The 19,903-nt window shown below is 31.2% G+C and carries 16 protein-coding genes; all 16 read right to left on the reverse strand.

Going from position 1 to position 19,903, the window contains the following annotated elements; translation table 11 throughout:
• Positions 1 to 9: 9 nt before the first annotated feature.
• On the reverse strand, positions 10 to 2,124 hold the full coding sequence (gene nrdE / locus C0982_RS05380; protein WP_101773242.1) for a class 1b ribonucleoside-diphosphate reductase subunit alpha: 2,115 nt from the start codon (positions 2,122 to 2,124) through the stop codon (positions 10 to 12).
• Positions 2,125 to 2,432: 308 nt separating this feature from the next.
• Positions 2,433 to 4,748, reverse strand: coding sequence for a L,D-transpeptidase family protein (locus C0982_RS05385; protein ID WP_101773243.1), 2,316 nt, complete (start codon positions 4,746 to 4,748; stop codon positions 2,433 to 2,435).
• A gap of 278 nt (positions 4,749 to 5,026) precedes the next feature.
• Positions 5,027 to 5,263, reverse strand: coding sequence for a D-alanine--poly(phosphoribitol) ligase subunit 2 (gene dltC, locus C0982_RS05390; protein ID WP_101773244.1), 237 nt, complete (start codon positions 5,261 to 5,263; stop codon positions 5,027 to 5,029).
• Positions 5,264 to 5,275: 12 nt separating this feature from the next.
• Positions 5,276 to 6,433 (reverse strand): D-alanyl-lipoteichoic acid biosynthesis protein DltB, encoded by a 1,158-nt coding sequence (dltB, locus tag C0982_RS05395; protein WP_101773245.1) that lies wholly within the window; start codon positions 6,431 to 6,433, stop codon positions 5,276 to 5,278.
• A 14-nt stretch (positions 6,434 to 6,447) separates the two neighbouring features.
• The gene (gene dltA, locus C0982_RS05400) at positions 6,448 to 8,046 is read right to left on the reverse strand and encodes a D-alanine--poly(phosphoribitol) ligase subunit DltA (protein WP_101773246.1); all 1,599 of its coding nucleotides are present in this window, start codon (positions 8,044 to 8,046) and stop codon (positions 6,448 to 6,450) included.
• Between the two features lie 145 nt (positions 8,047 to 8,191).
• Complete coding sequence (gene dltD, locus C0982_RS05405; RefSeq protein ID WP_101773247.1) at positions 8,192 to 9,421, reverse strand: D-alanyl-lipoteichoic acid biosynthesis protein DltD; 1,230 nt, start codon at positions 9,419 to 9,421, stop codon at positions 8,192 to 8,194.
• A gap of 134 nt (positions 9,422 to 9,555) precedes the next feature.
• The gene (locus C0982_RS05410; protein WP_101773248.1) at positions 9,556 to 10,740 is read right to left on the reverse strand and encodes a class I SAM-dependent methyltransferase; all 1,185 of its coding nucleotides are present in this window, start codon (positions 10,738 to 10,740) and stop codon (positions 9,556 to 9,558) included.
• Between the two features lie 297 nt (positions 10,741 to 11,037).
• Positions 11,038 to 11,337 carry an MTH1187 family thiamine-binding protein gene (locus tag C0982_RS05415; RefSeq protein WP_101773249.1) on the reverse strand — a complete coding sequence of 100 codons (300 nt, stop codon included), beginning with the start codon at positions 11,335 to 11,337 and terminating at the stop codon, positions 11,038 to 11,040.
• 155 nt (positions 11,338 to 11,492) lie between these two features.
• A complete protein-coding gene (locus tag C0982_RS05420) occupies positions 11,493 to 12,128 on the reverse strand; it encodes an ABC transporter permease (RefSeq protein ID WP_101773250.1) in 636 nt (211 codons plus the stop codon).
• A gap of 14 nt (positions 12,129 to 12,142) precedes the next feature.
• Positions 12,143 to 13,132, reverse strand: a complete 990-nt coding sequence (locus C0982_RS05425) for an osmoprotectant ABC transporter substrate-binding protein (protein WP_101773251.1) — start codon at positions 13,130 to 13,132, stop codon at positions 12,143 to 12,145.
• Positions 13,133 to 13,134: 2 nt separating this feature from the next.
• A complete protein-coding gene (locus C0982_RS05430; RefSeq protein ID WP_101773252.1) occupies positions 13,135 to 13,842 on the reverse strand; it encodes an ABC transporter permease in 708 nt (235 codons plus the stop codon).
• 12 nt (positions 13,843 to 13,854) lie between these two features.
• Positions 13,855 to 15,003: an ABC transporter ATP-binding protein gene (locus C0982_RS05435; protein WP_101773253.1), complete on the reverse strand. Its 1,149-nt coding sequence runs from the start codon at positions 15,001 to 15,003 to the stop codon at positions 13,855 to 13,857.
• A gap of 197 nt (positions 15,004 to 15,200) precedes the next feature.
• The gene (locus tag C0982_RS05440; RefSeq protein WP_101773254.1) at positions 15,201 to 16,148 is read right to left on the reverse strand and encodes a glycosyltransferase family 2 protein; all 948 of its coding nucleotides are present in this window, start codon (positions 16,146 to 16,148) and stop codon (positions 15,201 to 15,203) included.
• Positions 16,149 to 16,176: 28 nt separating this feature from the next.
• A complete protein-coding gene (locus tag C0982_RS05445; RefSeq protein WP_101773255.1) occupies positions 16,177 to 16,608 on the reverse strand; it encodes a GtrA family protein in 432 nt (143 codons plus the stop codon).
• 240 nt (positions 16,609 to 16,848) lie between these two features.
• Positions 16,849 to 18,927: a ribonucleoside triphosphate reductase gene (locus C0982_RS05450; protein WP_101773256.1), complete on the reverse strand. Its 2,079-nt coding sequence runs from the start codon at positions 18,925 to 18,927 to the stop codon at positions 16,849 to 16,851.
• Between the two features lie 182 nt (positions 18,928 to 19,109).
• The gene (locus C0982_RS05455) at positions 19,110 to 19,856 is read right to left on the reverse strand and encodes an anaerobic ribonucleoside-triphosphate reductase activating protein (protein WP_101773257.1); all 747 of its coding nucleotides are present in this window, start codon (positions 19,854 to 19,856) and stop codon (positions 19,110 to 19,112) included.
• Positions 19,857 to 19,903: the final 47 nt, after the last annotated feature.

The following is a 19,903-nucleotide window of genomic DNA, read 5'->3' on the forward strand; positions in this document are numbered from 1 at the left end:
CCCTCTTAGTTATACCGAACAAGAAATACACTCGTTGTTTAAATCTCTAAGCATTTTTGTTCTAGTATAGTATAGACTCTTTAGTCCCTTTTTATATCCGTAGATATAGTATCTAGCTATATCTCTAGTAGTCTTGTCATCAGTGACAAATAGCGTTGCAGATATACCTTGGTCGACGTGTTGTTGAACAGTTGCTACTACATCTATTACTTTTAGCATATCTGTGTTATAAGCACTCTTATAAAATAACATATTTTCATTTGTTAGGAAAGGCATAGGATATATAGTAGTAGAGTCTCCATAGATTCTTACTTCTATTTGTTCTGTAATAGGCATTATTGATGATGTTGCGTTTTGCACGTAGCTGATGCTTTGAGTAGGTGCAATAGCCATCAAGTATGCGTTGTATATTCCAGTTACCTTTACTTCATCTAGTAATTTTGCCCAGTCCTCTTTTGTAGGAATGTACATACCAACAAATAGTTTCTTTACTTTTTCAGTAGTAGGAAGGTAGTCTACTTCATAGTATTTGCATAGTACACTGCTGTCTTTTCCCTTTGCGTATTCCGATTTTTCAAATCCTTCAAATCTCTGATTCTTTTCTTTTGATATTTCCATTGAAGTTCTAATAGCAAAGTATCTCATCATAGCAAAGAATACATTACAAAAGTCTAGAGCTTCTTTTGATTCATATTGTATATTGCTCTTCATTAGATATCCATGTAGATTCATAGCCCCTAGTCCGATTGAGTGACTGCTGTCATTACCGTTTTTAACAGTGGGAACTTGATGTATATTCGTTCTTTCACTGACCTTTGTCAAGAATCTAATAGCTGTGTCTACTGATTTTTCCATTTCCTTGTGATCCATTACGTTAGCTATATTTAGAGAACCTAGATTACAGCTAATATCCTGACCCCACATACTCTCCAATGAACCATATCCCTTTATTTCAGATGGATTTTGATATTGGAAAATCTCACAGCATAAATTTGACATTCTCACTATTCCAACATCTTTTAGAGTATGATCTTTATTCGCCGTATCTATAAATACTATATAAGGGTATCCACTTTCCATTTGTGTGGAAGCTATTCTTGTCAAAGTCTGTCTTGGGTTTATTTCCTTTTTAATTATATCTTCATCAGATACTAGCTTGTCATACCACTCGTTCATGTCTATGTCGTCTATGTGAACTCCATATTTTTTGAATACTGAATGAGGGTAAAATGCGTATCCAATTTCATTTTTTTCTGCAAGCTGCATAAATTTATCCGGTACTATTGCTCCTATAGATAATGTTGCCAGCCTGACTCTTTCATCTGCATTTATTTTTTTTGTGTCCATCAATGATTCAAAGTCCGCATGGAATACATTTAGGTATACTGCTCCTGCTCCTTGTCTTGCACCCATTTGATTGAAGTAGCTAAAGCTTTGTTCTAGCATTTTCGCAACTCCTACTACTCCTCCACTAGCACCTTCTATTCCCTGTATTGATTCACCTCTAGCACGAAGTCTAGTCAAGTTCAGAGCTACTCCTCCACCTATTTTTGAAAGGTGGTTTGCCGATGATACCGCATAGCTAATCCCCTCGCAGCTATCTTCAACACTCAATAAGAAACAACTCACCAATTCCCCAGCTCTTTTTCTTCCTAGGTTTAAAAAAGTAGGTGTAGCTGGTTGAAATTCCTGCTTTATCAATACTTCGGCAACTCTTTTTGATACGTCTTGATCTCCTGATGCAATAGCCAGTGAGCATAGAAGTATTTTGTCTTCATAGTCTTCTAGTATATTTTTACCATCGTCAGTTTTTAGTGCATAGTTTTCATAGAATTTGCTCGCACTCATATATGATTTAAATTCAAATCCAAAGCTTTTTATATAATTGTATAATTCCTCTATAAATTCATATGAATATTGTTCTATTATTTCTCTTTCGTAATAATTGTTATCTAGTAGATACTCCATCTTTGATTTTACTGAGTCAAAGTTCAGTTTTCTGGCAGATATTGAATCCGATAAATAAAGATTTAAACCTTCTTTATCCTTTTCAAGCTGGTATCTACCCTTTTGATCTCTTACTATTACCTCGTTGTTTAATTCTATGTAACTTGTCCCACCCATATTATACTATCTCCTTAATAATTCTACTTTCAAACACTGCTGCTAAGTGCATTTCAGTTAATCGATTTTTGCTTACATTTTCTCATTATTTTTACTCTTAGTTTATACCCAAGGATAAAAAAAATACGCAATTTAAATCGATATATTGATTTAAATTGCGTATTTATCTTTTTGTTTTTCTATATGTAGTTGTATCTAGTTTTTAGTTACATATATGCCGCTATATTTCCAATTTAGTTATTAATTAATTATTTTTATTTTGTTTTACCTCGATAATTGACTATTTTTATTTAATCTTATATTTAATCTTAATAGTGAACTACTACTGGCATTCCTTTTTCAACATTTGCATATATCACTGCTGCTTTTCCATATGGTGTATTTACACAACCATGTGATCCAGCATATAAATATCTACTTCCGCCATATGCTGCCTGCCATGGTGAATCGTGTATACCCACGTTACCGTTAAATGGTATCCAGAAACTTACTGGAGAAGCATATCCAGGACCTCTAAGTGTTGCATTTCTCGTCTTATAAGTGATTGGATATATTCCAGGAGGCGTAGCATCTCCTCTGTTAGGCTGACCTGTAACTACAGGAGTTGACACCATTACTTCCCCATCTTTTACTAGCCACATATACTGTTTAGATAAATCTATTTCTATAAATGTATCTCCCATGTCATCTTTTTGTCTTGACACTGCAGTCTGTGCGTAAATAGGAGTTCTATTTGAAACATTCTTTCCTTCTTTTACTATTTCATAAAGGGCATCAGTTTCTTTTTCTCTGTCTATCAACCATCCATATATACCACCAGTTACCTTTAGGTCACCACCAGTTGAAGCTGATTTGATTACTCTATCATCTCCGTATGTTGAATACTTTCTGCTTAGACTTCTTACGACATCTCTAACTTTGTCTTTGTCTAGTTTTACATCATAATCGCCTTCTGAATCAAGATCAAACATCTTGCTGATGTCTTTTCCATCCATTACATACTTTTCATATTCGAAGTTGTATTCGATTTTCATGTTAGTGTATTTTTCCATTTTAGATATTGCTTCTTTTATTTTTGGATTAGATGCATCATTTTTCTGTGCCTTGTAGGCACCCTTTGGATAAGAAGTCTTTGTTGCTTGTGACTTAATAGCCTCTTCTACAAATTTACTTACGTTAGATGCTATAGGAGTACTTCCTAAATCTCCCTTATCTACTACTAATCCTTTTTCTTTTTCATCATATCTAGGATATGCACTTACTGGAGCTTTTATATTTTTCTTGTCAAATACGTTTAGCTCTTCAATTTTTGAACTCAATTTATCTTCATCAACTTTTATATTTAATTTTCCATCGATTTTAGAATCCTTGAAAAATGACATTGGCCATCCCAGTGAACCTTGTTCAGATTTTACTTTCTTAGCACTGTCATCGCTGATATATTGCATATCTACTTCGCTACCCGAAATTACATCAGATACATTGTTTCTTCCTTTTATATTGATTTGATATCCGTCTACTTTTGCAGCAGCTAGCTTATCAAGGTCTTCTGGAGTCTTCATAGATACATCTATTCCGTTTACTGTAGTATTTGGAAGGAATCTATTGTTAAATACTACGCATCCTACACCATATATTACTACTAGTGAAAGACCTACTACTCCTAAAACTTTCTTGAATCCACCTTTTGATTTTTTTGTTTTTCCATTTGAATAATCATCTATAATTGCTTTTTTCTTTTTTGTATTTATTTTTTCGTTTTCAATTGGTGCTTCTTTCTTTAAAGTTTCTTTCTTAGGAACTTCTTTTTTTGGTGCCTCTTGTTTTACTTCTTCTTGCTTTGAAGCCTCTTCCTGCACCTCTTGTTTTATTTCTTCTTTCTTTGCATCTTTATTTTTTATTTCTTCTTCGTTAGAATTAATTTTCTTTTCATCACTCATTTTATTGTCTATATCCCCTTTCTTTTCATTATTCTTTATCATTTTTTCTGCTGCCAACCTAGATTCAGCAACTCTGACAACATCCTCAAAAGGAGCTTCTTCAATATTAATCTTCTTTTTTACGTTAATGTTTTCTTCAACGTTTTGAATATCTTCTGAGTTTAATTTTTTCTCATTTTTATAACTGCTGTCGCCATTTTTAATTTTAATTTCATCCTCTAGTGTCAGTATATCTTCTACTGTCATTTGTTCTATGTCTGAAAATGAGCCTTGAGAATTTTGTCTTTTTTTTCTTTCATAGTACATTCTCTCATCTTCAACAGAAATGATCTTATCAGCAGTTTTCGCTTTTAGGGGTTTATTAACTATGGTACTTTGACTACTATAATCATACTTTACGCCAGTTTCAAAGGATGCATCTTTGTTATCTGATCCAAAACTTGAATTATAGTCCCCTTTATTTAATCTATCATTTTCTTTACCCTTAATTGCAGCTTTTTCAACATTTATTTTTGACTCTATTTCTTTTTCAAATGCACTTTCATAATTTTGCTGTGTTTTATCTGTCAATATTTCTGCATTTTCTATATTTGAGTCTGTGGGTGGAGCCGCTTTTTTAAAAGGGTTTTTAAGCATATTCTTTTTTCTTTCCCTTTCAAGCCTCTTTCTCTCTACTCTAGACATTTAATATCCTTTCAATATATACAATCTTCGTAATTTTTTTGATTACGAATACAATTCACTATATTTCTTAGTATTACTAACATTACTAGTCTAACATAAGAAATAGTAAATTCGTACCTTCCCCTTGCTTTTGTTACTTTTTGTAAATTTTTTGAAACTTTCAAAATATACGTTTGTTAAGGGAAATTTATTTAAAATCAAAAAAATAAGGTTAGCACATACAAAAGGTATGCCTAACCTTATTTTAATAGTTATTCTTTTTTCGAGATTTTAAATTGTTACATCTTTGTTTTCAAAAAAGCTACTAAATTGTTTACAGTTGCCATATCTTTTCTTTCAAGATCTGTAGGCTGTAATTCCAATCCTAATTTTTCTTCTATTCCTAGTAGTACTTCAATTATTGCAAGTGAGTCTAGCATTTCATTTTCAAACATATCTAAATCTAAGTTTTCTGCTATTTCGTCACTTCCTAATACTTCTTCAAAAATTTCTATTACTTTTTCTTGTAATTCCATTTTCATTCCTCCCTACACATAATAATTTAAAAAACCTGAGAATATCAACATACCAAAACATACTATATTAAAAGTAATTACTATTTGTATATACTGGAACCACTTTTCTTTTTTGTATTTTTTGTATATCTTAGATTTTTTTGTATATTCGTCTGTCAATACTAACGCTACACCTTGATAAAGACCGTATGCAATGTAGTACCAAGTCAGACCATGCCAAAATCCCATAGTTAGCATTGTTATTATTTGAGCTACGTGGGATGCAGTCGCTCTTTTTTTGAATCTTTTCTTTCTCATTGAATCTAGTACAAATCTTGAGAATATGAAATCTCCAAACCACCTAGATAAACTAATATGCCATCTAGTCCAGAATTCTTTCATGTCTTTACTCAAAAATGGCTTGTCAAAGTTATCTGGAGCTTTTACTCCGAAAATATAACTTGTACCTACTGCAATCAAACTGTATCCTGCAAAGTCAAAGAAAAGATACAATGTATATCCATACATATAAAGAATTATCGGTATTATCGATTTGTCTGGATTGATTCTTGACGTCCAATATGTATATATTAATGCAGCGATTACAAATTTATACAATAAGCCTTGAAATATCTTTTTTATACCTGGAAATAAATAGCTCTCTATGTACTCTTCCTTAGGTATGTTTTTATTTATTTCTTCTTCAAATCTTCTAGATCTGTCAATTGGACCAGAGCTTAGCGTTGGGAAAAACAGTACAAAGTATAGTATGTCCATAATTTTTATTTCTTTTATTGCTCCGTCATATATCTCTACTATTATTTGTATTGTTCTAAAACTCAGGTATGAAATACCTATAAATCCAAGCACGCCCACAGGTGTCATTGGTGTTACTTTATTGATTATTAGTGGAAGCATTGTGGCGAATAAAAATATTCTAAATGTCCACTTATTTTTTTCCTTTTGTCTGCTCTTCATAAAGAAGAAAATCAGCAGCATCTCCCATACTATGAATATTGCCAAAAATTTAAACTGAACATCTAATCCTATAATTAAGTATATCATAAATGCAGTGGCTAGCATCCCATAGTATTTAATTTTCTTTCCCATCAATCCCAATACTACAGCTGGAATCATGGTTAATATTAGAATGTACATATAGAGATAACTGTCATACTGTGAAAATACCATATTATCCTCCTATATTACAATTCTTCCGAAAGTTTTTTCCTATCTATTTTCCCATTTGTATTCATTGGGAATGATTTAATTACTGCTATACTTCTAGGTACCATATAGTCTGGAATCAGTTTTGCAAGTGATTTTTTTATTGCTATACCATTTTTTAGGTTACCTAAGTCATTTTCTTTTTCTAGCTCTACTATTCCTTTTAAGTACATTATTTTTTCATTTTTATAAACAGGTAATACTACAGCATTTTTTACGTTTTCAATTTTTCTTAGATTGTATTCTATATCTTCAAGTTCTATTCTGTAACCATTTAATTTAATCTGGAAGTCTTTTCTTCCTTTGTACTTAATATTTCCATCAGGTAATATCATTCCGATATCTCCTGTTTTGTAAGCTCTAAATCTTAGTTTGTCTATTTCTTTTTCTTCATCGTGTTCAAGACCTGGGTCTATGCTTTCTATATAAAAACTATCTTGTGTTTTTTCTTCATTTTTATAATATCCTTTTGATACAGAAGGTCCAATTATTACAATCTCACCTTCCTCTCCATTAGGTAACTCAACTCCAGCATCATCTATTATTTTTATCTTACAATTTGGCATTGGTACGCCGACTGGAAGAGTTGTTCCTGAATTTATATGTTCGTCAGTGATTACCACGTGGCTAATGCCTACTGTTGCTTCTGTAGGTCCATATCCATTTATTACATCTACCTTTGGGAATCTCTCTCTAAGTTTTTTTGCTACTCCTACAGGCAATACTTCACCTATAAACAACATTTTTCTAAGATTAGGAAGTAAGTTTTCATTAAATTCTTTGTCAGCTAGACACATTCCTGAAAATGAAGGAGTAGAAACCCATACATCAATATTTGATTTTTTTAATGCTGCAAATAACTTGCTAAAATCAGCAACTACATTTTTGTGAAGCGAGTAAAGTGTAGCTCCGTTTGCAATTCCAGGATAAAGTTGAGATACACTCAAGTCAAATGAATAGGCAGGTTGATCCATTACTACCTTTTCACTTCCATCTAATCCTAGTATTGGACTCATCCATCTCATAAAACTATCTAGATTATATGGACTGATTTGTACACCTTTAGGCTTTCCAGTTGATCCAGAAGTGAATAGTATATATGAATCTTCATCATCTTTTACCCATATTTTTTCATCAACTTCTTTTGATAGTTCACTTGATAAATTTGCAAATATTAATTCTTCCAATTTTTTCTTGTCTATTATTTCTATGTTTTTATATGCTTCTTTTAGATTGTTTTCTTCATCAAAGAAAAGTCCCTCTCCTGAAAAATCAAATATCACTTCAGGTTCAACTGCTAGAACTACGTCATTTACCCTTTTTTCAGGAAAAGAAATATCCATAGGTACATATGCTCTACCAGATTTAAGTGCTCCTATCATACATGATATAATCAGTTCATCTTTATTTCCATATATTGCTACAGGAATTTTAGAGTCATACTTTTTCAAGATGTAATTAGCTATCACATCTGAATATTGATCAAGTTCTTTGTAACTTATTTGATTATCTCCGCATATAACAGCTATTCTATCAGTGTTAGCGTATTTTTTTACACCTTTTACAATATTAATCATATTACGACCTCCTCTTAAAATTCGTTATATATAAATGGAAGTTCTTTAAATGGAAGTATAGAGAACACCACGACACACAAAACTATTGTTACCGTAATTGTGATTGCCATTATTAAGTATCTTTTTTTATCATCCATTTATTTTCCTACCTTTCATAAATATTATAGAGTCTTTCACACAGGTCTACCCATCCCATAGTACCTATATGCATTATATCTCTCAAATAGTATCTTTTATTTTCATACGATCTCAAATCGATTAATTTGTGTTTGTATGGTTTTATCTCTGATTCTACCTTTTTGTAGTATGCATTTCTTTCTTCTTTATTTATACCAGCATAATCGTAAAATTCTTCCATACCAGGTACTAATACTATTACTGGTTCTATTTCAAGATCTTTACACACATCCATGAATATTTCTAAATCTCCGTATTCTTTTGAATCCGTCAAATTTACATAGCTATAAAAGTCTTTGAAATAGTGATCTTTCTTTTTAATGTACTCTCTGTAGTATCCCTTATCAACGTACATTTTCTTGCCACCTAGAGTACCAATTTTTTTCCCTACTCTTGTCATAGCATCTCTTTTTGCATCTTCTTTTTCTTTTTCCCAGTTTATTTTTCCTTTTATATCATGAGTTTTATTCGTTTTGTCATATTCTTTTACCAGTTTTTTGAAAAGAAGACCTTTATCTTTCATTCCAACCATATATTCTCTAGCAGCAAAATATGGCTTGAACATAGTTTTCATTATACTATTTCCAGCAGAGTTATCTGTGTACATTTTTGCATACATTACCTCTGCCTTGTATTCTCCTGCATCATCGCCAAGTAATTCTTTGACTCTGTTTGCGAATTTCATTTTTGTTTTATGAGATATTTTTGAGTTATTCATAAAACTATAAAACTGTACTGGCGAAAATCTTGTTTGGAAGTGATTTTTTGTTACACCTTCTTTATCCATAAACCACTGCATGGATAATAGCAATACAGCTTTTTTATCTTTTATATTAGGATCTAGGCTGCCTACGACAGTCGCATGTTGTAGTGACTGAGTATAAGCTCTACCTATTGTTATAGCTCCTACTTTTGTCCTTCCTGTATTAAAGTATAAATCCGGGTGTTGTCTTGTTGAGTGACTTAGCTCGGATGAACCCATCAACAACATATAACCTTCATTTGCTAAATAATCATTTGCGAATACCCCTTTGTCTTTTACTAGACTTTGTGTGTCATGGAGTATTGGGTATAGATCTTTTGTCTTTAGCATTTCCGTATCTTTATTTTTTATATATCCGTCAAAACCAAAAGTGAATGCCACACCTATTACTATCGGTACTATAACGGAAGGAATAATATATTTTAATTTACTCATTATATACCTCTGCTATCATAATCATTATAGGTTGTTAATAAAAATAAGAAAATTTTTAAAAAACCTTTTTTACGTTAGATTTTATCTGCACTAATCTAATATAATACAATTTAGCTATATTTTCAATTACAAAATCATAACAGTTTATTTACGTCCTCTGCCAACAAACTATATAGTGTCTGTTCAAAGTTGAATTCTTCTTTTAATCTCTCTATTTGTTCTATAGCTTTTTTTCTCTTATCTTTGCTCACATTGGATTTTACTGATCTAATTAGTATGTTTTTTGGGGAATGTTGCTCGTCTATAAATTCAAGTAGTTGAGTCTTATACCCCATTGCTTCCATCATGTTTGCTCTAACAGCATCTGTAAATAAAGATGATACTTTCTCTTTAATCAGACCGTACTTCGTTAATATATCGAACTTGGAAGTATTAATAGTGGAGTTGATTTCATGTTGACAACACGGAACTGAAAATATTATCTTTGCATTCCATTTTATTGCATTGTATAAAGCATAGTCTGTAGCCGTATCACAAGCGTGTAGTGTCAATACAATATCTACATTATCATTGTATTTATAACCATTTATATCTCCCAACTCAAAATGTAGATTGTCATATTTATATTTTTTTGCTATTTCATTACAATTGTTTATGACGTCTTTTTTTAAATCTAATCCTGTAATTTTTACATTTATTTTTTTAATTTCAGTAAAGTAATAATAAAGTATAAAAGTCAAATATGACTTACCACATCCAAAATCTAGTATGTGTAGAACTTTACTCTCGTCATTTTGATATTCTTTTTCTATTTTTTTTACTTCATCATCAACTATTTCAACAAATCTATTTATTTGTTTATATTTATCGTATTTAGAATTTATTACTTTTCCTTTTGGTGTAAATACACCCAAATCAATAAGTGGTGCTACATCCATTCCTTCTTTTATTATGTAATTCTTCTGTTTATTGTGAGAGATATCCTCTTTTATTTTGTTTTTTTGCTCCTTTTTAGAGAAGAATATTTTACCTTTTTTTGAAATTCTCATATCAATACTGTATTCAGAGGATACTGCTGATAATTGTTTGTAATCACTCATAAGTTCAATTAGTGTTCTTTTAATATCATCTTTTTCAATATTTTCATGAAAAACTTGCTTATCTGTGAATTTCTCTACTTGATAAATTTCTTTTCCCTTCAAGTTTGTAACATTTATTTTTACTTTTATATATTCGTTTTCACTTTTTATTTTATTGCTAAAAATAATCCTAATCGGTTCAGATGATATTATCTCATCCGCATAAATTTCAAAGTTCATTTATATTCCTCCAATCACTTTCGACTAACTATAATAACACAAATTTCTAAAATATACACCTCAAAAAAACTTAAGTTTTCCATAAGTTTTCCAAAAAAAATTTATAAATATTTTCATTTAATAGTATAACACACTTTTTAACAGTATTTTTCGCATAAAAATACTGGAGATTGTAGTCATATATACATTGAACTATTCTCCAGTATTTAAAATTTTAATCGTATTAGTAATATTATATGTTATTTTATAATATTTATTCTATAGTTTTAATATTTTATTTATTTTTAGTATTTTGTTCTATAGTTTTTTGTTTACTGATTCTAGCTTTTGCTCCATTGATGATATTTTATCTCTTCTATCATCAACTTTTATAATGGAATACACTCTTTCTATTCCTTTATCGAACACATCTTCTTGTATTGTTCTTATCAGCTTGAATATTTCATCAATATCGCCTTCCATTACTGTTCCCATAGGATTTAATAGATACTTGACTTTATCTTGTTCAGCCAATATTTTTTGAGCTCCTGCTACGTATTTGCTTGCACTTGTAGTAGCAGTCCCAAGTGGGCAAACAGTTAGTTCTACTATTGCCATTTCAGTAATCCCCTTTCACTACTAATCTTTTTTCCTTATATCTTTTATTTCAATCTAATATCTTGTTTATCTGTTTTGTTTATCTGTTTTCTTTTTCGTTTCAATCTAATATATTGTTTATCTGTTTTTTATTTCGTTTTAATTTCTTATTTATTTTATTCTGCTCTTTTTGTCAATTTTTTTTCTAATTTTCCTAATACTAGGTCAAAGAATACTGCCATAAAAGCTGTTGGTATAGTTCCTGCCCATATTATATAGCTACCATCACTGACATTTATACCTCTTGAAATTATATCTCCCAGTCCTCCTGCTCCTATAAAAGTACCTATTGTAGTAATACCCACTGCAAGTACAAGTGCATTTCTAATTCCACCCATTATTACGGATAGTGCTAGAGGTACTTTTACTTTAAGAAGAACCTGCATTTTTGTCATTCCCATTCCCTTTGCAACGTCTAGAATATTTTTATCAACACTTTCAAGTCCAGTACATGTATTTTTTAATATAGGTAACAATGAGTATAAAAATACAGTTGCAACTACTGTGTCTGCCCCTAACCCTAAGGCTACCATCAAAATAGACAACATCGCAAGCGATGGTATTGTCTGAATTACATTGGCTATCCCTAGTGTAACCGAAGATAATCTTCTGCTTCTAGATATATACATTCCTAATGGTATTGCGATTATGCTGGCAAAAATTACTCCGTATACTGACATTAGAAAATGTTTAAAAAATTGTATCCATACGTAACTTCCATTTACCATATAGTAATTTAATAATTCTTTCATTCTCCATCACTTCCTTAGTTTTTATCTTTATTAAGATCTTTATATAGAGGTCTTTCAGATAGTGGCGTTGGCTTTTTACTTTCAAAGTAGTTATTCTTTTCCAAGAATTTTTTTGCCACTATATTTGGCTCTATTTTATCTCCATCAGACATTTGATTTAATTCCTGCATAGTTTTACTATCAATAACACCTTCAAGTTTTAGAAGAATTTCTTCTATTTCAGGATATTTTTTTAAGAGTTCATTCGTAGCTGCAGGGCTTCCGTTATATGGTGGAAATAATTGTTTATCATCTTCTAATAAAACTAAGTCATAGGCATTTATTCTTCCGTCAGTAGAGTATCCTAATACTACATCCATCTCTCCTCTATTTACAGCGTTGTATACTAATCCTATTTCCATTGGATACACAGATTTAAAATCGAATCCATACTTTTGCTTAAAAGCTTCGTATCCATCGCCCTCTCTCTTCGTCCAACTACTGTCAACGCCTGCCATTATTTGAGGAGCTAGTTTTTGCAAATCACTAACCGTTTTTAAATTATTTTTTTCTGCAAAGTCTCTTCTAACCATAAAAGCGTATGTATTTTCAAACCCATAAGATGGGAACCAAGTAATATTAAACTTGTCACTGTATCCCTTTACTACTTGTTCTTCTGCTTTTTTAGCATCTGTAGTAGCTGGAAGTCCAAGTTCACCTGTCAAAGAAGTCCCTGTATACATACAGCCTGATACATTGGCTTCTCCGCCTGTTAGAGTCTGAAACACAAGCATTGTAGATCCTAAGTTATTTATTATAGATGTATTTGCATCTTTTTTATAATGTTTTATCATCTGAGCTACTATCTCTGATGTTATCTGTCTTTCTGTAGTGTTTCCACCTGCTATTACTATATCATCTTTTACACTTCCACCAAGACCCGGTAGAGAGCAAGCTGTAAGAGATGTACACGCTATTACAACTGCAAGAGAAGTCAGTATTTTTTTTAAAAAATTATTTTTCATAATTAACACCCCTCTCCCATGTTATCTTTAGCTAAATTATTAAAATTTTCATCACCATCTTGATTTGATGATTTTTTGCCGTTAAATGAACTTGTCTTTGGTTTTACAAATTTTTCGATTTTTCCTAGTATAAAGTCTACTAGCAATGCAAGTATTGTAACTGGTACAGCTCCCATTACTATCATAGGTATATTAAATGTATTTAATCCTATGAATATAAAGTCTCCCAGCCCACCCGCACCTATGTAAGATGCAAGTGTTGTCCATGAAATTACATACACTGCTGATAGTCTGATCCCAGACATTATAACCGGTGCTGCTAACGGAACTTGTATACTTATTATTCTTTGCCAAAATGTCATTCCCATGCCTTTTGCTGCATCTAATGTGTCTTTATCAACACCATCCATTCCCAAATATGTATTTCTCAAAATCGGTAATAGAGAATATATAAATATTGCAAATACTCCTGGTGTTTTACCAATCCCAAAAATTGGTACCATTATAGCAAGTAATGCTAATGATGGTATAGTCTGTAATATCGATGCTATAGAAATTACAAAACTTGACATCTTCTTATTTTTTACTAATACCACTCCAATTGGTACTGCGACAACTACTCCTAAAAGTAACGCCAAGAAAGATATCAATAAATGCTCTCCTATTTTTAATATCAATTGATCATAGTTTTGCATAATAACGTCAATCATACGTATCGCCTCCTATTCTTCCTCATGTTGCTCGTCTTCTGGTATGTATCCTTTCCAAAAGTTTTCATAAACACAGTCAACAATTACGGCTCTAGTGACAATACCAACTAATACATTATCATCGTTTACAACAGGTAAGTTTCTATACTGAAGCGTATTTATATAGTATGCAGCATCTTTTACTTTTGTGTCTACACTGATTGATTCTGCATGTTTCATAAAGTCTTTTATATGTTCACCTTTAAATATACTCTTTCTTGAATCAAATATATCTACTACTCCCAGTAATTTATGTTCATCATCCACAACGAATAATGTATCGACTCTATTTTTATGCATCATAGTCAAGATATTAGAGGCTTTGTCATTAACGTTAATAGTATATGGATTTCTCATCATTATATTTTCTACTACGTCAATATTAAATTGTGCTTCATTTAATCTATCTTCACCAATTAAGTTTTTAACAAAATCATTTGCAGGGTTTAAAAGTATATTCTCTACCGTATCGAATTGTACAACGCTACCCGAGTCCATAATAGCCACTTTATCTCCCAGCTTAATAGCTTCGTCTATATCATGTGTTACAAAAACAACTGTTTTTCCTAATTCAACTTGCAGCTTCTTTACCAACTTTTGTAGAGATTCTCTAGTAAGTGGGTCTAGTGCTCCAAAAGGCTCATCCATTAGTATAATGTTTTGATCTGCTGCAAGAGCCCTAATTACACCTATTCTCTGTTGCTGCCCTCCTGAAAGCTCTGATGGATACCTGTCCAAAAAGCTCCTAGGTAAGTCTACTCTATCGATTAATTCTTCTGCTACAGCCCTCATCTTTTCTTCAGACCATTTCAACAATTTAGGCACCATGACAATATTTTGATAAATAGTCATGTGAGGCATTAGCCCAATTTGCTGAATAACGTATCCAATATGCCTTCTTAGATCCACCTCATTGTACTCTAGTATATCTTTTCCATCAATTAGTATCTTGCCCGTGCTTGGTTCTAGCATTCTGTTTATCATCCTCATGCACGTCGTCTTTCCGCTTCCTGAGGTACCTATTAGACATATAAATTCTCCAGTTTCAAATTTTAGGTTGATGTCTTCAACAGCTACCTTTCCGTTGGGGTATTTTTTAGAAATGTTTTCGAATTCTATCATTTTGCATCCCTCCTCGCTTTAATTATACTCTAAATAAACTTTTTTTGCAAAATTCTATAATTTTGGAATATTTAAATCATTTTTGCATAATTTTCCCTATACATCTAATAAAAATACTCTATATATCAAAATAACCACCCTCATGTAAGTAGGATGGTTATTTTGATATATTTAAAACAAATTTCAAAAATTTTATTTTATTTGTATTTATTTAATTCTTCAGATGTTTCTTTTGGTATATATATAGGTCTATTTTTTACTTCTAAATACGACCTAGATAGATATTGTCCCAGTATACCTATGCACAATAACTGTATCCCTCCAAGAAAAAACATTGAACAAATAAGTGTCGGAAATCCCTTTACAACTTCTCCAAATATTATAAATTTCATAAAATATAGTATCAACATTACAAATGACACTACAAAACATAAAATACCTAGAAAACTTGATAGAACTAGTGGAAATGTCGAAAATGACACAATTCCCTCTATCGAATATTTGAACAGTTTGTTAAAACTCCACTTGCTATTTCCCGATTTTCTCTCAATATTTTTATATTTAATCTCGGCATTATTAAATCCTACCCAACAGAAAATACCTTTTGTAAATCTATTGTATTCAGATAAATCCAATACTGAATTTACAAATTGTCTGCTCATCATTCTATAATCAGTTGAGTTTTCTACAATTTGAGTGTCAGATATAGAATTTATAAATTTATAAAACGTTCTAGATAGAAAACTTCTTATCTTTCCTTCACCATCTCTATTTTCTCTAACAGCTCCTACACTATCGTAATTTTCATTTATTATTTTCTCAGCCATTTCACCCATAATTTCAGGAGGATGTTGTAGGTCTGCATCTATTAATACTACTAATTCTCCTCTAGATTCTTTCAATCCAGCGTATATTCCAGCTTCTTTTCCGAAGTTTCTTGAGAAAGAAACAAAACGTACAGACTCATCTTTTTCCCTAAGATTTTTTATTATTTCTAAAGTCTTGTCTTTAGATCCATCATCTATAAATACAAATTCATGTTTTGTAAATTTGTCATTTTCTTCAATTATTTTAGAAACTACAGTATAAAATTCCTCAACTACATCCTCTTCATTGTAACATGGTACTACAACAGACAAAAACAATGCCTAATCCCCCCTTTAATCTATAATTTTAATTATCATATTTCTTAAATACAAATAGCTTGCTGAATACATAGTTAAGTATAACTACTACTATTGCTACTATAAATTTTGATATTTTGTCGCTCATTCCTATTTTTTCAACCATTAATATCAGTGACAATGTCTCTACTGCTCCAGAAAGAAGTCTTGATCCAAAAAATAAGATAATCTCTCTTATTATTCCAAAAAGGCTAGAGTTTACCTTTTCAAATACAAACAATCTATTTGTGACATATGCAAATACAACAGACAAAAACCACGCTATTACATTACCTGTAACGTAGTGTAATCCAAATACGCCTATACAGACAAAATACACTACAAAATTCACTACTGTGGTCATTCCACCAAAAATTATATAATTTATTATTTCTTTATATTTAGTGTATATTTCAAGTATACTCTCATATAATCTTTTCACAATTCCTCCATTTTACAAACGCAGTTGCGATTGTTTTTTTAGTTTCATTTTTAATATTTCTTTTATATTGTAGCATATGTTTAATAAAAAAAGCAATTTTATAACAACCATATTTTAATAAAACATTTTTATGTTTTTATTTACTTTTATTTAAAAATAAGCAAATCTATTCATATTTTTATTATAAAATAGATTTGCTTAATATTTAAAATTTGCTTAGCTGCATTGTTTTTTATTTGATTATCCGTTTACGCTGTAGTTTTTTCTGTGCTTAAATTCTTGTACTTTTCCTTTATTCCAGTTTTGAACTGGCCTGTAATACCCTGTGATTCTGCTATAAACCTCTGTACTCTCTCCACATTCTGGACATTCATACTTTTCACCTGAAATATATCCATGGTTTTTACATATTGAGTATGTAGGTGAAATTGTATAGTATGGCAGTTTATAGTTTTCAGATATCTTCTTCACCAATTTTGCCGTATTGTGCCAATCATATAATCTCTCTCCTAAAAACGCATGAAATACTGTTCCAGAAGTATATAGTGTCTGAAGTTCATCTTGTATATCTAGTGCTGAGAATACATCATCTGTGTAACCTACTGGTAGATGTGAACTATTTGTGTAATATGGTGTTTCATTTTCTTCAGATGCTGTATGTATACCTGGGAATTTTTCTACGTCAAATTTAGCAAGTCTATATGCAGCTGACTCTGCAGGTGTCGCTTCTAAGTTATATAGATCACCATACAATTCTTGATAGTCTGATAGACGTTCTCTCATGTGATTTAATACGTCTTGTGTGAATTTTTGTGTTTTTTCATTTGTCATATCAGCATTTAACCACTTTGCATTTAATCCTACTTCATTCATTCCAACTATCCCTAGAGTAGAAAAATGGCTGTCAAAACCTTCTAGATATCTCTTAGTATATGGATAAAATCCTTCTTTTAACAGCTTTGATACTATCTTCCTCTTTGTTTCAAGAGATCTAGCAGATATATCCATCAATCTATCCAATCTGTTGTAAAATTCTTCTTCATTAGCTGATAGATACGCAATTCTAGGCATATTTATTGTTACAACTCCTATTGAGCCTGTATTTTCACCGCTTCCAAAAAATCCACCCGTCTTTTTTCTAAGTTCTCTAAGATCTAATCTCAATCTACAACACATACTTCTAACATCGCTAGGTTCCATGTCGCTATTTAAATAGTTAGAGAAATATGGTGTTCCGTATTTTGATGTCATCTCAAATAGTAACTTGTTGTTTTCAGTTTCTGACCAATCAAAGTCTTTTGTTATTGAATATGTTGGAATAGGATATTGAAAACCTCTTCCCGCAGCATCTCCTTCTATCATTATTTCTATAAATGCCTTGTTTATCATATCCATTTCTTTCTTGCAATCCATATATCTATATGGCATTTGCTTTCCGCCTACTATTGCGTTTTGATAGGCTAGGTCACTTGGAACATCCCAATCAAGTGTAATATTTGAAAATGGTGCCTGTGTTCCCCAACGAGAAGGTGTATTCACCCCATATATGAAAGATTCTATACATTTTTTAACTTGTTCATATGTCAAATTATCGTTTTTTACAAATGGAGCAAGGTAAGTATCAAACGAAGAAAATGCTTGAGCCCCTGCCCACTCATTTTGCATTATACCTAAAAAGTTTACCATTTGATTACATAGTGTAGCTAAGTGTTTTGCTGGTGATGATGTAATCTTACCCGCAACACCGCCAAGCCCCTCTTCAATAAGTTGTCTTAGTGACCATCCTGCACAATACGCAGTCAACATTGATAAATCATGTATATGTATATCTGCATTTCTATGAGCATTTGAAATTTCTTCATCGTATATTTCTGAAAGCCAATAATTTGCTGTAATAGCTCCAGAATTTGACAAAATCAAACCTCCAACAGAATATGTAATAGTTGAGTTTTCCTTTACTCTCCAATCCAAATCTTTTACATAATCATCAACTACTGCCTTGTAGTCTAGAAGTGTAGATTCCATCTCCCTTAGCTTTTTTCTATTAGTTCTATATAAGATATATGCTCTGGCTACGTCATGATATCCAGATTCACTTAATACTTTTTCTGCACTGTCCTGTATATCTTCTACACTTATTAAATTATTTTTTATTTTTTCATTAAAATCAGCAGTCACTCTCAATGCCAAAAGCTCTATCACAGAATCATCATATTTTTTCTGTTTTGCTTCAAATGCCTTTGTTAAAGCCGCCATGATTTTTTTTATATTGAAACCGTCAATTTTCCCGTCCCTTTTTAATACTTTGTAATTTTGCATTCAAACTCCTCCTATAACTAGCAATAAAAACCACTTTGTAACTTAAATCTTAATCTAGCAATTTTTTATCTCTAACTATAGGATAATACTATATATGGCACTTGTCAATCCAATGCAATACTATATATGGTATGTGGCTATTTTGTAAAATATTAATTTTTGCTTTTTTTCAAAGGTATTTTTTATCTAATATACGTATTTGGACAGTATCTTTTTGCAATCGTCAACATATCTTGAAGTTCGTCTTTTGAAAAATTTTCTAGTTTAATTTCAAGATTTTTTTTGCCTAGATATTCGATCTGATGCACATTCATAATTTCATCTCTGTATAATAAAACATCTCCAGAATCTAAATAATTTTGCAGATAGTAATTCATATTTCCAGATATCCACTTTGCCATAGATTCAATATCTTCTTTGCTGTGTATTCCCTTTACTAAAGTAGTTCTAAGTTCAAACTCTATTGAGTTTGATTTTAATATTTCTATGCTTTTTTCTATATCTTCAATTTTATTATAATGTTCAATTCCAATAGCCCTTTCATAATTTTTCTTTGAATTTTTTATGTCCATTGCTACATAGTCAATTTTTCCATCTTTAATAAGCTTTCTTAATTTATCTGGAAAACTTCCGTTGGTATCTAATTTGATTTTGTATCCAATGCTGCGTATTTTATCAATAAAATCTTCAATATCGCTGTGAATTAAAGGTTCTCCACCTGAAATAACTACTGCATCCAATACTTTCTTTCTTTTTTTTAAAAAATCTATTACGTCATCTTCTTGAAGTTCGTCAGTATTATCTCCTACCACTAATTCTGAATTATGGCAATATGGACACCTGAAGTTGCAGCCTTGGGTAAAAACAATACACGCAATTTCATTCGGATAATCTAATAACGTCAATTTTTGTAATCCACCTATTTTCATATTCTACTCCTAATTTATAATCAATATTGTTTGAAAATCTATAATTT

It is taken from the genome of Peptostreptococcus faecalis, from assembly GCF_900240845.1.
Lineage (GTDB): Bacteria > Bacillota > Clostridia > Peptostreptococcales > Peptostreptococcaceae > Peptostreptococcus > Peptostreptococcus faecalis.

What these genes read in the sequence shown, in the direction of transcription:
- nrdE (WP_101773242.1), bottom strand. Translation starts at nt 2,124, where the DNA reads ATGGGTGGGACAAGTTACATAGAATTAAACAACGAGGTAATAGTAAGA.
- C0982_RS05385 (WP_101773243.1), bottom strand. Translation starts at nt 4,748, where the DNA reads ATGTCTAGAGTAGAGAGAAAGAGGCTTGAAAGGGAAAGAAAAAAGAAT.
- dltC (WP_101773244.1), bottom strand. Translation starts at nt 5,263, where the DNA reads ATGGAATTACAAGAAAAAGTAATAGAAATTTTTGAAGAAGTATTAGGA.
- dltB (WP_101773245.1), bottom strand. Translation starts at nt 6,433, where the DNA reads ATGGTATTTTCACAGTATGACAGTTATCTCTATATGTACATTCTAATA.
- dltA (WP_101773246.1), bottom strand. Translation starts at nt 8,046, where the DNA reads ATGATTAATATTGTAAAAGGTGTAAAAAAATACGCTAACACTGATAGA.
- dltD (WP_101773247.1), bottom strand. Translation starts at nt 9,421, where the DNA reads ATGAGTAAATTAAAATATATTATTCCTTCCGTTATAGTACCGATAGTA.
- C0982_RS05410 (WP_101773248.1), bottom strand. Translation starts at nt 10,740, where the DNA reads ATGAACTTTGAAATTTATGCGGATGAGATAATATCATCTGAACCGATT.
- C0982_RS05415 (WP_101773249.1), bottom strand. Translation starts at nt 11,337, where the DNA reads ATGGCAATAGTAGAACTAACTGTTTGCCCACTTGGGACTGCTACTACA.
- C0982_RS05420 (WP_101773250.1), bottom strand. Translation starts at nt 12,128, where the DNA reads ATGAAAGAATTATTAAATTACTATATGGTAAATGGAAGTTACGTATGG.
- C0982_RS05425 (WP_101773251.1), bottom strand. Translation starts at nt 13,132, where the DNA reads ATGAAAAATAATTTTTTAAAAAAAATACTGACTTCTCTTGCAGTTGTA.
- C0982_RS05430 (WP_101773252.1), bottom strand. Translation starts at nt 13,842, where the DNA reads ATGATTGACGTTATTATGCAAAACTATGATCAATTGATATTAAAAATA.
- C0982_RS05435 (WP_101773253.1), bottom strand. Translation starts at nt 15,003, where the DNA reads ATGATAGAATTCGAAAACATTTCTAAAAAATACCCCAACGGAAAGGTA.
- C0982_RS05450 (WP_101773256.1), bottom strand. Translation starts at nt 18,927, where the DNA reads ATGCAAAATTACAAAGTATTAAAAAGGGACGGGAAAATTGACGGTTTC.
- C0982_RS05455 (WP_101773257.1), bottom strand. Translation starts at nt 19,856, where the DNA reads ATGAAAATAGGTGGATTACAAAAATTGACGTTATTAGATTATCCGAAT.